This window comes from Streptomyces sp. NPDC047886 (assembly GCF_043204435.1).
Classification (GTDB): Bacteria; Actinomycetota; Actinomycetes; order Streptomycetales; family Streptomycetaceae; genus Streptomyces.
This window is the reverse complement of record NZ_JBIDCF010000006.1, coordinates 44,271-58,805: the sequence shown is the minus strand read 5'-3', so window position 1 is coordinate 58,805 and position 14,535 is coordinate 44,271. Positions and strand designations below refer to the sequence as shown.

The window sequence follows — 14,535 nt, the reverse complement described above, 5'->3', positions numbered from 1 at the left end:
AGGCGAGTGAGGGGGTGGCGGACGCGGTGCGCGAGGAGGTGCGCGGACAGGTCGGCGGGCGGGCACCCGAGGAGCCGCGTGGAGGAGTGGGCGAGTCCGCGCGGGAGCGGAACGGCGGATCCGCGCGGAGGGCGCGGGCTGCGGCCCCCTGGGTCCGTACCCGGCTGCGCACCGCGCCGGGTCCGGCCGTCGCGCTGGCGCTGCTCGTGCTGGTCACCTCGTTCCTGGCCGCCGCCTTCCCGCGCGCCGTGGACGCGTACGAGGGCGCCGGGCTGCGCGCCGAGGTGAGCGGCGCCGCGCCGGAACGCAGCGGCATCGAACTGACCAGCCCGCCCGCGATGTTCCCGGACGAGCGGGGCGACCCGTCGATGGGCCACGCCTGGCAGGCCGAGCGGCAGCGCCGCGTCCTGGCGGCCCTGCCGGCGCCGCTGCGCGCCGAGGCCGGGCAGTCCGCGTACGGGGTGCGCGTCAGCACCCCGGTGCCCGCGACGGACGGGTGGCTGCCGGAACTGGACGGCGGCTCACCGGTGTTCACGCTGAGCACGCAGGCGGGCGTCGGCGAGCACGCGAAGCTCCGCTCGGGGCGTCTCGCCCGGGCCGCCGAGGGATCCGTGACGGCGTCGACCGCCACCGTGGAGGCCGTGGTCACCTCGGCCACGGCCGACGCACTGGACATCCGCGTCGGTTCGACGGTCCATGTGCCGCGCGTCGGCTCTGGTGCGGAGCTCGCCGTCCGGATCACGGGCATCGTGGAACCCGTACGTCCGGACCTGGGCTACTGGTCGTTCGAGCCCGTGCTGCGCACACCGGCGCGGCTGCTCACCCAGCCGCCCGTGCCGCGCCCGTACTGGCACGGCGCTCTCCTGCTGGCGCCGGAGGCCGCACCGGTGCTGCCCTCCGTGTCGCCGGACACCGAGCTGTACTGGCGGGTCGCCGTCGACCTCGACGGGCTCGGCCCGGACGGCCGGGACGCGCTGCGGGACGCCGTCGCCGCCGTCGAAGGCGGTCCCGCGCAGGCGGAGCTGAGCGAGGCCATCTCGCCCGAGCTGTTCGTCGAGTCGGGCGTGGACGACATCATCGCCGACTTCGACCGCGCGCTGGCCGCCGTCGACCCGGTGGTGGCGGTCGCCGCCTTCGGTGTCGGCGGTGTCGGCGGTGTCGTCCTGGTGATGGCCGGCGGGCTGGCCGCCGCGCGCCGGCACGACGAGCTGTCCCTGCTGCGTGCGCGGGGCGCCTCGGTGCGCGGTATCGCGGGACGCCTGCTCGCCGAGGTCGCCGTGCCCGTGCTGCCCGCCGCCGCGCTCGGCTGCGCCCTCGCGTTCGTGCTGGTGCCCGACGGCCGGCCGCTGCCCGCGCTGGTCGCCTCCGGCGCGGTCGCCGTGGTGGCGTGCGCGGCGCTGCCGCTGCGGGCCGCGTACGCGCACCGGCGGCCCCGGGTGCACGGCGAGCGCGAGGATCTCGTACGGGCCAGGCCGTCACGCCGCCGCACGGTGGCCGAACTGGCCCTGGCGGTGCTGACGGTGGCGGCGGTCGTCGCGCTGCGCCGGCGCGGAACGGCGGGCGGCGATGCCGACCAGCTGCTCAGCGCCGCTCCGCTGCTCGTCGGACTGATCGCCGCGCTGCTCCTCGTACGGCTGCAGCCGCTGCCGCTGCGGCTGGCGGCGCTGACGGCCGCGCGGCGGCGGGGCGCGGTCGGGTTCCTCTCCCTGGCACGGGCGGGCCGCTCCCCCGCCGCCGCGGCGCCGCTGCTGGCGCTGCTCGTCGCCCTGACGACGGCCGCGTTCGGCGGGTCGGTGCTCGCGGGGATCTCCGCCGCCCGTGACGGGGCCGCGCTGGCGGCGGTCGGCGCCGACGCCCGGATCGACGCCGACCCGCTGCCGGACACGGCGATCGACGCGGTGCGCGGGTCGCCGGGCGTCGCGGACGTCACGGCCGTCCACGGCGAGTACGACCTGGACGTGGGCGGCGGCGGTACGGGCGGGGTCACGCTGCTCGCCGTCGACCCCGACTCGTACGCGCGTTTCGCCCGGCGCACCGGCCTCGGCGCCTTCCCCGCCGACGCGTTGCGGGCGGCACCGGGGCGGACGCTGCCCGCGATCGCCTCCCCCGGCGTCGCCGAGCGGCTGGGTGACGGGGACTTCCAGATCGGCCCGGACGAGGGCGGGTTCACGGTGCGGGTCGTGCTGGTACGGGAGGTCACGCCCGCCGACGCGACACGGGGCGACTTCCTGATGGTGGACGCGTCCGGCCTGCCGGGCGACCGGACGCCCAACGCGCTGCTCGTCCACGGCACCTCCCTGTCGGCGACGGCGCTCGGGGCGGCGGCCCGTACGGCCGACGGCGATGCGACGGTGACGCTGCGCTCGGCCGAACGGGCGCGCTTCGCGGACTCCCCTGTCCAGCGCGGTGCCGAACGCGTCTACACCGTCGCCGCGACGGCGTGCGCGGGCTACGCCGTCCTCGCGCTGCTGCTGACGCTGCTGCGGGCCGCGCCCGAGCGGGCCGCGCTGCTGGCCCGGCTGCGCACCATGGGCCTGACCCGCCGCCAGGGGCGCCGTCTACTCGTCCTGGAGTCGCTGCCGCAGGCGCTGACGGCGTCGGTGGGCGGTGCGCTGGTCGGGTGGGCGACGATCCGGCTGCTCGCGCCGGGCGTCGATCTGGGGCAGCTCGCCCTGGCGTCGGCGCAGGCACGGTTCGGGCCGACGGGGCCCGTACCGCTGCGTGCCGATCCCTGGAGTCTGCTCCTGCCCACGGCCGCCGTGGTGGTGGTCGCGGTGGGCGTGGCCGCCGCGCAGGCATGGACGACCACACGCCGTACGACGACGACCGAACTCAGGGCAGGAGACACGCGATGACCGAGTCGTCCACACCGGCCGCCGCCTCGGGCACCACGGCGCGGATCGCCGCGCCGGCGGCCACCGGGACCACGCTCGACGAACTGGAGCGCCGTGCGGCGGCCCGCCGTGACCGGCCGGCGTACGGGCATGACGCGCTGATCTCCTGCGACCGGCTCGTGCGGGTCTTCTCCACCGACGGGGTCGAGGTGCAGGCGCTCCAGGGCCTCGATCTGCTCGTGCGGGAGGGCGAGTTGATGGCGCTGGTCGGGGCGTCCGGCAGCGGCAAGTCGACCCTGATGAACATTCTCGCCGGGCTCGACGTGCCGACGGCGGGCGCCGCGAAGGTGGCGGGCAGCGATCTGCTCGCCATGGGGGCGAAGGAGCGGCTGCGCTACCGGCGCGAGGTCGTCGGCTTCGTCTGGCAGCAGACCGCCCGCAATCTGCTGCCCTACCTGACCGCCGCGCAGAACGTGGCGCTGCCCATGCAGTTGCGCGGCCGGGCGCGGAAGCGGGCCGAGCGGGTGGAGTCCCTGCTCGGCGCGATGGGGGTGGCCGACTGCCGCGACCGCCGGCCGCACCAGATGTCGGGCGGCCAGCAGCAGCGGGTCGCGATCGCCGTGGCGCTCGCCAACGACCCGTCGGTGCTGCTCGCCGACGAGCCGACGGGCGAGTTGGACTCGGGGACGGCCGAGCAGATCTTCGCGGCGTTCCGCCGGGCGAACGAGGAGTTCGGCACGACGATCGTCATCGTCACGCACGACCAGGCGGTGGCCGGTGAGGTGCGCCGTACGGTGGCGATCCGTGACGGGCGCACCTCCACGGAGATCCTGCGCCGTACGGAGGTCGACGCGGAGACCGGCCACGAGTCCCTCACGGCCCGTGAGTACGCGATGCTGGACCGCGCCGGCCGCCTCCAGCTGCCGGCCGACTACACGGCGGCGCTGGGCATGCGGGACCGGGTGATGCTGCGGCTCCAGGAGGACCACATCGGCGTCTGGCCGGACGAGCCGGACGAGCCGGTCGACTCGGAGGCCGGCTCGACCGGGACGCCTCAGGACTGACGGCTGACGGTCGGATCAGTACCAGTTGGTGCGGGCCAGGACGACTCCGGTGCTGCCGAGACCGCACACGAGGGCGGCGCGCGAGTAGCGGCCGTTCAGGTTGTTGCCCATCTTGGTGTAGGCGTAGTTGAGGCCGGACTCGACCTGCTCGGAGACGTTCACCCAGGTGGCACCGCCGTCGTCGGAGCGGTCGAGGTAGGCCTCGCAGTCGGTGGGGGCGTTCTCGATCCGGGCGAACGAGCCGCAACCGCCGTTGTAGTAGTACTTCAGCGTGACCGTGCGGCCCGCGTAGGACACGCTCCGCGTCGCACCGCCCGGGACGTCGCTGGGCAGGTAGTAGCGTCCGGAGCAGGGTGTGGATCCGGGGTAGACGCCCTCGTAGGCGTAGCGCCCGTAGGGCGCGCTGGCGGCCTGGGCCGAGCCGGCCGTGCTGAACAGGAGTCCGGCGGCCGCGGCGACGACGCCGAGCGAACGCGTGATGCGCGTGGTGCGCATGCCGATTCCTTCCCTCGAGTGACGGTGACGGGACCAGCGGACCATGGATGGCGCAGGGGCGGTGCCTGACGAATGTCAGGGTGTCGACGCGGAGTCGCCCCCGCCCCCGGGTTGCTCGCCCTGCCGGAGTGGAGGGCGGGCAGGGGCCGCCGCTCACCGGTGCCGGTGTCGACAGGGCCTCCGCCGGGGCCCGCGTCGCGCGGGTGGTCGCCGGCCTCCGACCCTGACATCTGTCAGGTACGCGGCCGGGGCTCGGTTCCCTAGGGTCGGTGTGGGCACGGACGGCCGGGCAACGGCCGGACCGCCGCCCGCACGACCTCATCACGCCGACGACATTGGAGAGAGGGCTCATGCCTCGCCGACTCCTCAAGACCCTGCTCGCCGCGGCCGGTGCCGCCACCGCGGTCGCCCTCACCCCGTTCACCGCCCAGGCCGCGTCCTTCCAGGGCGGCAACTACGGCGCCTACGCCTACGAAGGCCAGTACCCCACCGTCTCCGGCTGCGCGGGCACATTCCGCCAGATCGGCAACACGATCTACGCCGAGGGGATGGCGCTCAAGTACTTCTACTCGGACCGCTGCGGATCGTTCGCCAGGATCGAGAACTCCCGCTCCAACTGCGCCGCCGTGCTGGAGCGGTCCAACTCCGGCGCCTGGCGCGCGGACGCCTGGGTCTCCGAGACCGTGGACCCCGGCATCAACTACGCCTACACGAAGATGGGCAACAACCTCAACGGCCGGGTCTCGCGGGCGCTGCTCACCTGCGACGGCCACGTCATCGCCCCGCCCACGGCCTGGTACTGAGCCCCGTGCGGGTGGTGGGCCACGCGGGGAGCCCACCACCGGCCCCGTTCAGCCGTGCGCGGCGGCCCAGGCGGTCAACTCGTCCCGCGCGGCCCGGAGCAGCGCGCCGGAGGGCGGCGCGCCGGTGGCGCCCTCGGTGACCAGCGCCACGTGCGGTGTGCCGGGGGCGCCGGTCGGCGCGGTCAGCAGCAGGCGGCGGCTGCCGGTGCCGCCCGGTTCGGGCGCGACGGCGACCGGCGGGGCGGCGGACGGCGCGGAGGCCGCGTCCAGGCCCGCCGGGTACGGGGGCGGGCCGTGGACCGTGCCGAGGTCGGAGACGACGGTGGTCCGGGCGGGGTCGAACGAGGCCGGAAGGTGCAGGTCGGTGGGGGCTGCCGTACCGTCCCCGCGCCACAGCAGCAGACCGTACCGGCCGGTCCCGACGAGTTCGGCGACCCGTGGCAGCGACGGTGGGACCGGGTTCCAGGTCAGTGTGGTCGTCCCGTCGCGGGAGCGGTCCTCGTACGTGAAGGCGAGGGCGCGTCCGGCCGTCGCGGCGGGGTACAGCCGGTCAAGGAGCCGGGCGTCCTGGCGCAGTACGGCGTTCCCGCCGTTGTCGAGGCGTACCGCCGACAGGTCCTCGTCGTTCCAGGCGTCGCCCGAGGTCAGCACCTTGTCGGGGTTGCCGTTCATCAGCTCCCGGTGGCGCCCGTTGTGGATGTCCCACTGCCATTGCGTCGCCGACAGGACGGGTCCTGACGCCTGCGGTCGCGACCACCAGCGGGCACCGGGCAGCCGGGAGTCCAGCGCCTGGTACATCGCCTTGAGGACGGTCGGCGCCTTGTCGGCGACCGTCCCGCTCAGCGGGTGGCCGAACTCGCCGACGACGGCCGCCGTCCCGGCACCGGCCGCACGGTCGCGGACGGTGGCGAAGTCCCCCGCGTACTGACCGTCGGCGGCCTTCCCCCACATGAAGACGCCGGAGATGGCCTTCTGGTCGTAGAAGTGGGTGTTGAACACATACCGGGGGCCGAGCCCGCCGCCGGCGTCGAGCAGGCCGCCCTCCTCCTTCTGGAAGGCGATGTTGGCGTTCCAGAAGAGGTTCGGTTCCACGAAGGCCGGCTTGTCGCGCCACCCGGCCGCGTCCATGCGCGCGCGGAACGCCTCGTAGAACGGCCACAGCACGTCCCGCTCCCAGGTGCGACCGGTCTGCCCGCTGTCGTACCGGCCCGCGTGGGGTTCGTTGTACGGATCGAAGCCGGCGACCCGCGCGAACTCGGCGGGGGTCAGCCGCGCGGCGAGGTACGCCATGGTGGCCTCTGCGGTGTCGAGGAACGCGTCCCGCACTCCCGCCCGGTTGTGCCAGAAGTCGTACGTCGCCCGCTTCACGGCCTCGTTCTGGGTGATGTTCTGGCCCCAGAACAGGCAGATGCCGCACGACTCCCTCGGGTAGTCCCCCGCGTCGACCACCCACTTGGGCGCTCCGTCGCCGGTGTACCAGCTGTCCCGGTGGAACAGGTACCGCGAGTGGAGGTCCTGGTGGAAGTCCGGGTAGACGCGGATGCCGGCCCGCAGGAACGCCCGCATCTGGGCGGTGGCGGCGGCCAGGTACGCGGTGTCGACGCGGCCCCGCTCCGGTTCGGCGTACGCCCAGGAGAGCAGGAACCGCACGGTGTTGCCGCCGCCGAGGGCGCGCAGGGCGGCCGCCGACTTCTCGGCGTCGGCGACGGAGGCGAACGGCAGCCCGTCGTGCTCCGCGAGTTTGGTCCCTCCGGAGACGTTGTAGCCGCGCAGCACCGCCTCCCGGCCGAGGCCGTCCACGAAGCGACCGTCCCGGACGGTGAGGACGGCCGCGGCGGGCTCGTCGAACCAGAGGGATCCGGACGGGGCGTCCGATGACGGCTGCCGTACCGCCGGCGCCGACGCGGACGGCAGCGACCGTGCCGACGGCACCGACAGCGCCGACGGCGACGCGGCCATCACGGCCATCACGGCCAGGAGGACCAGGACGGCACCGGCGAGCCGGGGGGCGCGCATCTTCGTCACCATGCGAGCAGGTTCCTGACGAACCGTCAGACTGTCAAGGTGTGCACGGCGTGCCCGGTGAACACCGCTCCCGCACACCGGGCTCACCGCCCGGCGCCGACACAGCCGATCGACGCCACGGTAATTCGGGCCATTCACCGCCACGGACCGCCAAATCCGTTATGGCGCGATGCCGCACCTGTCGCACACCCCTTCAGCGGATCTGCACAGCGAATACGCAGCCGGCACATCGCCTCCCGCAGGCCGCCACCGCGTCGACCGGTATCTCCCTCCGCCGCTGACGGATTGTCCGATTCCCCTCCGGTGCGCGCGAGCAGCGGGCGAGCGTTAAGGAAACGCCGTGAAGAAACCGCCACCACGCTATGGACGGTTCCGCACACCGGCGCAATTCCGGGGAGCTGCACACCCTCTTCGGTGAGCGCTCGATTGGCCGTTCAACGCGCCTGCGTGCTTTGATCCTTCGCACTGCGGGAAGCCGTACTCCGGCTCGCATCCGCAGTGATTTCGAGAAATTCGTGTGAAGGGAAACCCCACATCATGAACGCCCCCCAGATCCAGACCCAGGAAATCTCCGACAGCGACCTCGACAACGTCTCCGGCGGTCTGCTCGGCGGCCTCGTCGGCAACGTCGCCGGCGCCGTCGACGCGGTCGTCCCCGTCGCCGGCACCGTGGCCGACCTGGCCGGCACCACCGACGCGCTGACCGGCCTCAACACCACGGGCACCACGGCCTACGCCGCCGGTCTCTGAGACGTCTCACCTCCGCGGTGACGGCTCGTCGGCATCCCCCCACCTCGTGCCGACGAGCCCGGCGCACCTCCCGCACTCCGGCAGTCCCGCACTCCGGAGAGTTCCCGTACTCCGGAGAGTTCCCGTACCCCCGAGAGTTCCCGTACTCCGGACGGTTCCCGTACTCCCGGTCCCTCCCGTAGTCCTCCGAGAAAAGCAGTCGAGGAAAGCGTGTCGTTGCAGTTCCGCCAACAGGCTCTTTCCAAGCTGCAATCGCCCGAGGAAATCGATCTGCCGGTCCGTTTCGCCCGGCCGCAGGGCCTCCTCGTCCTCATCGTGACCATGCTCGCCATGCTCGCCGGTGCCGTGTGGGCGGTCACCGGCACCGTCGCCTCGACCCTCACCGCGCCCGGGATCCTCACCCACGCCCAGGGCAGCTACATCCTGCAGAGCCCCGTCTCCGGACAGGTCACCGGCGTCCTCGCCGAAGAAGGGCACCGGCTGCCGGCCGACGCGCCGCTCTTCGAGGTCCGCACCGCCCGGGGACAGACCGTCGTCCGTACCGTCGCCGCCGGTCGGCTCACCGCGCTCGTCTCCACGATCGGCTCCGTGGTCACCACCGGCACGGACCTGGCCGCCGTGGAGCGCGTCGACGACGAGGACCACCCCCTGCGGGCCGTGCTGTACGTACCCGCCGACGCCGGCTCGTCCGTCCCCGTCGGCGCCCCCGTCGACCTCACCGTCCAGTCCGTGCCCGCCCAGCAGTACGGCCTGCTGCGCGGCACCGTGAAGGCGGTGGCGCGAACCGCCCAGTCCCGGCAGCGGATCGCGGTGTTCCTCGGCAGCGACCAGCTCGGCGAGCACTTCTCCCGGCAGGGACAGCCCGTCGCCGTCCTCGTGGAGCTCGAACGGTCCACGGCCACCAGAACCGGATACGCCTGGTCCACCTCGGACGGCCCCCCGTTCCCGCTGCCCTCCATGACGCTGGCCACCGGCACCGTCCGCCTGGCTGAGCGGCACCCGGTCGACTGGCTGCTGCCGTGACGCGCGGGAACCGGCGCGGCACGGGATCCCGGCGGAACACGCGCGCCGTCCGCCGCGTACGGGCCGCGCGCACCCCCACGATCCTCCAGATGGAGGCCGTGGAGTGCGGCGCCGCCGCCCTCGCCATGGTGCTCGCCCACCACGGCCGCCATGTGCCGCTGGAGGAGCTGCGCATCGCCTGCGGGGTGTCCCGGGACGGCTCGCGCGCGAGCAACCTGCTGAAGGCGGCACGCGGTTACGGCCTCCAGGCCAAGGGCATGCAGATGGAGCCGGGGGCGCTGGCCGGAGTGCGGGGCCCCGCCATCCTGTTCTGGGAGTTCAACCACTACGTCGTCTACGAGGGCATGGGCCGCAGGTTCGGCCGCCGGGGCGTCCACATCAACGACCCGGACAAGGGCCGCCGGTTCGTGTCCCCCGAGGACTTCGACGCGAGCTTCACCGGTGTGGCCCTCGTCTTCGAACCCACCCCCGCCTTCCGCCGGGGCGGCCGCGGGCCCGGGGTCATGCGGGCCGTGCCGGCGCGGCTGCGCGGGACGACCGGAACCCTGCTGGCCGCACTGGTCGCGAGCCTGCTGCTGGTCGCGGTCGGCGCGGCGCTGCCCGCGCTGAGCCGTACGTACATCGACACGTTCCTGATCGGCGACCAGACGTCCGTCCTCGGACCGCTGTTCGCGTCGATGGCGGCGACGGTCGCGCTGACCGCCGTCCTCACCGGCTCCCAGCAGGCCAACCTGCTGCGCGGGCGCCTCATCGCGTCCACCCTGGGCAGCGCCCGGTTCCTGCGGCACCTGATGCGGCTGCCGGTCACGTTCTTCGCCCAGCGCAGCCCCGCCGACCTCGTGCAGCGGCTCCAGTCGAACGACGCCGTCGCCGAGACCCTGGCCCGCGACCTGGCCGCCGCGGGCGTGGACGGGGTCGTCGTCGTCCTGTACGCGGTGCTGCTGTGGACGTACGACCCCCAGCTCACCGTCGTGGGTGTGCTGATCGCGCTGCTGAACGTGGTGGCGATGCGCGTCGTGATCCGGCTGCGGGCCACGCACACCCGGAAACTGCGCGCCGACAGCGCCCGCCTGACCACCACCTCGTACACCGGGCTCCAGCTGATCGAGACGATGAAGGCCACCGGCGGCGAGCACGGCTTCTTCCGCCGCTGGGCGGGTCAGCACGCCACCACCCTGGAGGAGCAGCAGCGGCTGGGCGTGCCGAGCGCGGCCCTGGCCGTCGTGGCACCCGCCCTCGCGACGCTCAACAGCGCGCTGATCCTCTGGATCGGAGGGCTGCGGGCCGTCGACGGCCATGTCTCCATCGGTCTCCTCGTGGCCTTCCAGGCGCTGGTGACCCGCTTCACCGCGCCCATCACCCGGCTGAACGGCATCGCGGGACGCATCCAGGACTTCGCGGCCGACGTGGCACGCCTCAAGGACGTGGAGAACTTCCCGGCGGACGCGCTCTACGCGCGGCGCGGCGGGCGGGGAGGCCCCGGTGACACCGGCACCCGCCGGCTCACGGGCCATGTGGAGCTGGAGGGCGTCACCTTCGGCTACAGCCCGCTGGACGAGCCGCTGCTGAAGGACTTCTCGCTGACCGTCGGGCCTGGCCGGCAGGTGGCCCTCGTCGGCGGGTCAGGCAGCGGCAAGTCGACGGTGTCCCGGCTGATCGCGGGGCTCTACACCCCCTGGGAGGGGACGATCCGGATCGACGGGCAGCGGCTGGAGGACATCCCGCGCGGCGCGCTGGCCGCTTCTGTCTCCTTCGTGGACCAGGACGTGTTCCTCTTCGAGGGGACGGTCCGGGACAACGTGGCCCTGTGGGACCCGTCGATCCCCGACGAGGCGGTCGTCGCCGCTCTCAAGGACGCCGCGCTGTACGACGACGTCGTCGCCCGGCGGCCGGGAGGCATACACGGCCGGGTCGAACAGGACGGCCGCGACTTCTCGGGCGGGCAGCGGCAGCGGCTGGAGATCGCCAGGGCGCTGGTGCGGCGGCCGAGCGTCCTCGTCCTCGACGAGGTGACGAGCGCGCTCGACGCCAGGACCGAGGAGATCATCATCGACAACCTGCGGCGGCGCGGCTGCGCCTGCGTCGTCATCGCGCACCGGCTCAGCACGGTCCGGGACAGCGACGAGATCGTGGTCCTCGACCACGGTTCGGTGGTGGAGCGCGGCCGGCACGAGGAGCTGGTCGCGGCCGCCGGTCCGTACGCCGCGCTGGTCGAGGAGCGCTGACGTGTCGACCTCCTTCGTAGGCGCGGGCGCGACCGACGCGGTGATCCACGCCCTGGGCGGCCTCGGCACGCCCGTCGACCGCGCGGGACCGCGGACCGTACCGCTGGAGGGGCCGCAGGTGCTGTGGCTCGTGACGGGCGGCGGGCTCGACCTGTTCGCGGTGGACGCGTCGGCGGCGGGCCACTGGCACTTCCTGGGCCGTCTCGAGGCGGGCAGTCTGCTGCTCGGTCCGGTCGCGGGCGCGCGGCACACGCTGCTGGGCAGGCCGTCCCAGGACTGCGCGCTGCGCCGGATCGCGCTGCGGGAGCTGTACGAGCCCCCGCCCGCCGATCCGTACGGCGGGCCCTGGCCCGGTCCCGATCCGTACGCGCCGCCGTACGCGGATCCCCACCGGGCGCCGACGCCGCTGGAGCACGCCTTCGCGCTCGGCACGGCGCGCAGTCTGGGCGTGCTGTGCGAGGCGCCGCTCGGCGACCGGGCCGCGTCGGCGAGCGACGGCGGGGGCGGTTCCGTCGCCGACGACGACATGCTGTGGATGCCGGTGCCGCCGGGCAGCGTCCGGTACGGCGCCGAGTTCAGCGCGGACGCGGCGGGCGACCTGCTCGTCGAGGGCGGCCTGTGGCAGAGCATGGTGAACCAGCAGTACCGGCTGCTGTCCGCCGTGGACCGCTGGATCGACCGGCTGGAGCGCGCGCACGAGGACCGCACGGCCGCGGGCATCAGGGCGGGCGAGGCCGTCCGGGAGCGGGCCGACCAGGCGCTGCTGGCGTCCATCGGGGGGCGGGACCGTGCGGGGCGGGGCCGTGCGGGACGGGCCGGGGCGGCCGGCAGAACCGGCCCGGAGGCCGGTTCCGACGACGCCGCGTTCGCGGTGTGCCGACAGGTGGCCGACGCGGCCGGGATCACCCTCACGGAACCCGCGCGCACCGACGCGACCGCCGGCGGTACGGGCGACGGCACGGGCGCGGGTGACCGGACCGACGCGGTCGAACGCGTCGCGCTGGTGTCGCGGATCCACACCCGGGCGGTGCGGCTGCACGGGCGCTGGTGGCGCCGCGACGCCGGGCCGCTGGTCGGCCACTGGGCGCGGTCCGGCGCCCCGGTGGCGCTGCTGTGGCGGCGCGGCCGGTACGAGGCGGTGAACCCGGCGTCGGGTCTGCGGCTACGGGTCGGCGAGGAGACCGCGCGGGAGCTGGAGCCCCGGGCCGTGATGCTGTACCGGCCGCTCCCGGACCGGCCGCTGACGGCGTGGCGGCTGCTGCGGTTCGGGCTGCGCGGCAGCGGCCGCGACCTGCGGAACCTGACGCTGGCCGGGCTGGTGACGGTCGGACTCGGCGCGCTGGTGCCGGTGGCCACGGGGCAGGTGCTCGGCGTGTACGTGCCGGCGGCCGAGCGGAGCTTGATCGTCCAGGTCGCGCTCGCCGTGATGACGGCGAGCGTGGTCGCGGCCGCGTTCGCGCTGCTGCAGAACCTGACGGTGCTGCGGATCGAGGGCCGGGTGGAGAGCGTGCTCCAGCCCGCGGTGTGGGACAGGCTGCTCCGGCTGCCGGCGCGGTTTTTCACGGGGCGGTCGACCGGCGAGCTGGCGAGCGCGGCGATGGGGATCAGCGCGGTGCGGCGGGTGCTGTCGGGCACGGGTCCCGTGGTGGTGCAGGCGGGCACCGTCGGCACCGTGAACGTCGTCCTGCTGCTCTGCCACAGCGTGCCTCTGGCCCTGGCGGCGATCGCGATGCTGGTGGTGTTCGGTGCCCTGTTCCTGGCGCTCGGGCTGTGGCAGGTGCGCTGGCAGCGGCGGCTCGTCGCGCTGGCCAACAAGCTGAACAACCAGGCGTACCAGACCCTCAGGGGGCTGCCGAAGCTGCGGGTCGCGGCGGCGGAGAGCTTCGCGTACGCCGCGTGGGCGCGGGAGTTCGCCCGGTCGCGGGACATGCACCAGCGGGCGGGCCGGATCAAGAACCTGACGACGGTCGTCGACGCGGTCCATCTGCCGCTCTGCTCGCTGATCATGTTCATGCTGCTGGCGGGCCCGGCGCGCGGCACGATGTCGGCGGCGGCGTTCCTGACGTTCAGCGCCTCCCTCACGATGCTGCTGACGTCGGTGACCCAGCTGACCGGCGCGCTGGTGTCGGCCGCCGCCGCGCTGCCGATGTACGAGCAGCTCAAGCCCGTCCTGGAGGAGCTGCCGGAGGTGCGCGGCGGCGGCACGAGGCCGGGCCCGCTGTCCGGCGCGATCGAGGTGCGGGGCGTGTCGTTCCGCTACGGCGACGACACGCCGCTGATCCTGGACGACGTCTCCTTCGAGGTCCGCGCCGGGGAGTTCGTGGCGATCGTCGGGCCCAGCGGCTGCGGCAAGTCGACCCTGCTGCGCCTCCTCATCGGCTTCGAACGGCCGGCGTCGGGCCGTGTGCTGTACGACGGTCAGGACCTGGCCGCGCTGGATCAGGCGGCGGTGCGCCGCCAGTGCGGGGTCGTCCTGCAGAACGCCCAGCCGCTCACCGGCTCCGTCCTGGACTGCGTCCGCGGCGCCGGGTCCTTCACTCAGGAGGAGGTGTGGGCGGCCGTCGAGATGGCCGGGCTCGCGGAGGACATCCGGCGCATGCCGATGGGCCTGCACACGATGGTCTCCGGCGGCGGGGCGGTCTCCGGTGGCCAGCGTCAGCGTCTGATGATCGCCCAGGCGCTGATCCGGCGCCCCCGGATCCTCTTCCTCGACGAGGCGACGAGCGCGCTGGACAACCGGACCCAGCGGACGGTGATCGAGTCCACGCGGCGGCTGAGCGCCACACGCCTGGTGATCGCCCACCGTCTGTCGACGGTTCTGGACGCCGACCGGGTGATCGTCATGTCGGCGGGCCGCGTCGTGGAGCAGGGCCCTCCGTCCGTCCTCCTCGCCGATCCCGGCGGTCACCTGCATGAATTGGTGCGCCGCCAGATGAGCTGACCCGCCCGGCTGTGAGCTCCGCTCGAAAGGGTGGGCTTCCCGCCCGGCGTGCCTCCGAGACCCCGAGCACCGGGAACCTCTCACTCCGAACCCGCCCGGAGGGACCGGGCGGCGCGTCTCCAGGTGACTCGGAGGAACAATGATCAAGAAGGCCCTTGCCTGCGCGGCCCTCGTCACGGCCGCCATGGCGATCGGAACCGTACCCGCCGCCGCGCTGAACAACGACGACGGCTGCGCCTGCGACCACGGCAGCTTCCACGCCAAGGAGTGGAGCGCCATGCACTTCCACTACCTGGAGCAGGACGGCGGCTCGGTCATCGCCAGCGGCGGAGCGGCCGACGGCTCCTCCATGGGCGCCACCTGGTAGCCACCCGG

The 14,535-nt window shown here is 74.1% G+C and carries 10 protein-coding genes; 8 read left to right on the top strand and 2 right to left on the bottom strand.

Features of this window, described 5'->3' with window-relative positions; genetic code table 11:
* The first annotated feature begins 14 nt into the window (after window positions 1-14).
* Complete coding sequence (locus ACGF5U_RS20765; protein WP_392711382.1) at window positions 15-2,855, top strand: FtsX-like permease family protein; 2,841 nt, start codon at window positions 15-17, stop codon at window positions 2,853-2,855.
* The gene (locus tag ACGF5U_RS20760) at window positions 2,852-3,898 is read left to right on the top strand and encodes an ATP-binding cassette domain-containing protein (protein ID WP_392711381.1); all 1,047 of its coding nucleotides are present in this window, start codon (window positions 2,852-2,854) and stop codon (window positions 3,896-3,898) included. Before ACGF5U_RS20765 ends, ACGF5U_RS20760 begins: the two co-directional genes overlap by 4 nt.
* 15 nt (window positions 3,899-3,913) lie before the next feature.
* On the opposite strand, the gene ACGF5U_RS20755 is transcribed toward ACGF5U_RS20760, so the two are convergent.
* Window positions 3,914-4,393: a hypothetical protein gene (locus tag ACGF5U_RS20755; RefSeq protein ID WP_392711380.1), complete on the bottom strand. Its 480-nt coding sequence runs from the start codon at window positions 4,391-4,393 to the stop codon at window positions 3,914-3,916.
* A gap of 350 nt (window positions 4,394-4,743) precedes the next feature.
* On the opposite strand from ACGF5U_RS20755, the gene ACGF5U_RS20750 reads away from it, so the two are divergent.
* The gene (locus ACGF5U_RS20750; protein WP_392711378.1) at window positions 4,744-5,196 is read left to right on the top strand and encodes a hypothetical protein; all 453 of its coding nucleotides are present in this window, start codon (window positions 4,744-4,746) and stop codon (window positions 5,194-5,196) included.
* A gap of 48 nt (window positions 5,197-5,244) precedes the next feature.
* On the opposite strand, the gene ACGF5U_RS20745 is transcribed toward ACGF5U_RS20750, so the two are convergent.
* Window positions 5,245-7,224, bottom strand: a complete 1,980-nt coding sequence (locus ACGF5U_RS20745) for a cellulase family glycosylhydrolase (protein WP_392711377.1) — start codon at window positions 7,222-7,224, stop codon at window positions 5,245-5,247.
* 534 nt (window positions 7,225-7,758) lie between these two features.
* Between ACGF5U_RS20745 and ACGF5U_RS20740 the strand changes: the two genes are divergently transcribed.
* The 5 genes from ACGF5U_RS20740 to ACGF5U_RS20720 all read left to right on the top strand — a co-directional run bounded on the left by ACGF5U_RS20740 (window position 7,759) and on the right by ACGF5U_RS20720 (window position 14,527).
* Window positions 7,759-7,971 (top strand): type A2 lantipeptide, encoded by a 213-nt coding sequence (locus tag ACGF5U_RS20740; RefSeq protein WP_392711376.1) that lies wholly within the window; start codon window positions 7,759-7,761, stop codon window positions 7,969-7,971.
* 216 nt (window positions 7,972-8,187) lie between these two features.
* Window positions 8,188-8,994 (top strand): HlyD family efflux transporter periplasmic adaptor subunit, encoded by an 807-nt coding sequence (locus ACGF5U_RS20735; protein WP_392711897.1) that lies wholly within the window; start codon window positions 8,188-8,190, stop codon window positions 8,992-8,994.
* Entirely contained in the window at window positions 8,991-11,219 is a 2,229-nt protein-coding gene (locus ACGF5U_RS20730; protein ID WP_392711375.1) for an NHLP family bacteriocin export ABC transporter peptidase/permease/ATPase subunit, read from the top strand. Before ACGF5U_RS20735 ends, ACGF5U_RS20730 begins: the two co-directional genes overlap by 4 nt.
* A gap of 1 nt (window position 11,220) precedes the next feature.
* A complete protein-coding gene (locus ACGF5U_RS20725) occupies window positions 11,221-14,160 on the top strand; it encodes an NHLP bacteriocin export ABC transporter permease/ATPase subunit (protein ID WP_392711373.1) in 2,940 nt (979 codons plus the stop codon).
* A 139-nt stretch (window positions 14,161-14,299) separates the two neighbouring features.
* Window positions 14,300-14,527: a hypothetical protein gene (locus ACGF5U_RS20720; protein WP_392711371.1), complete on the top strand. Its 228-nt coding sequence runs from the start codon at window positions 14,300-14,302 to the stop codon at window positions 14,525-14,527.
* Window positions 14,528-14,535: the final 8 nt, after the last annotated feature.

Bases quoted from the DNA above. Each gene is read 5' to 3' on its own strand.
- ACGF5U_RS20755 (WP_392711380.1), bottom strand. From the start codon at position 4,393: ATGCGCACCACGCGCATCACGCGTTCGCTCGGCGTCGTCGCCGCGGCC.
- ACGF5U_RS20740 (WP_392711376.1), top strand. From the start codon at position 7,759: ATGAACGCCCCCCAGATCCAGACCCAGGAAATCTCCGACAGCGACCTC.
- ACGF5U_RS20720 (WP_392711371.1), top strand. From the start codon at position 14,300: ATGATCAAGAAGGCCCTTGCCTGCGCGGCCCTCGTCACGGCCGCCATG.
- ACGF5U_RS20760 (WP_392711381.1), top strand. From the start codon at position 2,852: ATGACCGAGTCGTCCACACCGGCCGCCGCCTCGGGCACCACGGCGCGG.
- ACGF5U_RS20745 (WP_392711377.1), bottom strand. From the start codon at position 7,224: ATGGTGACGAAGATGCGCGCCCCCCGGCTCGCCGGTGCCGTCCTGGTC.
- ACGF5U_RS20750 (WP_392711378.1), top strand. From the start codon at position 4,744: ATGCCTCGCCGACTCCTCAAGACCCTGCTCGCCGCGGCCGGTGCCGCC.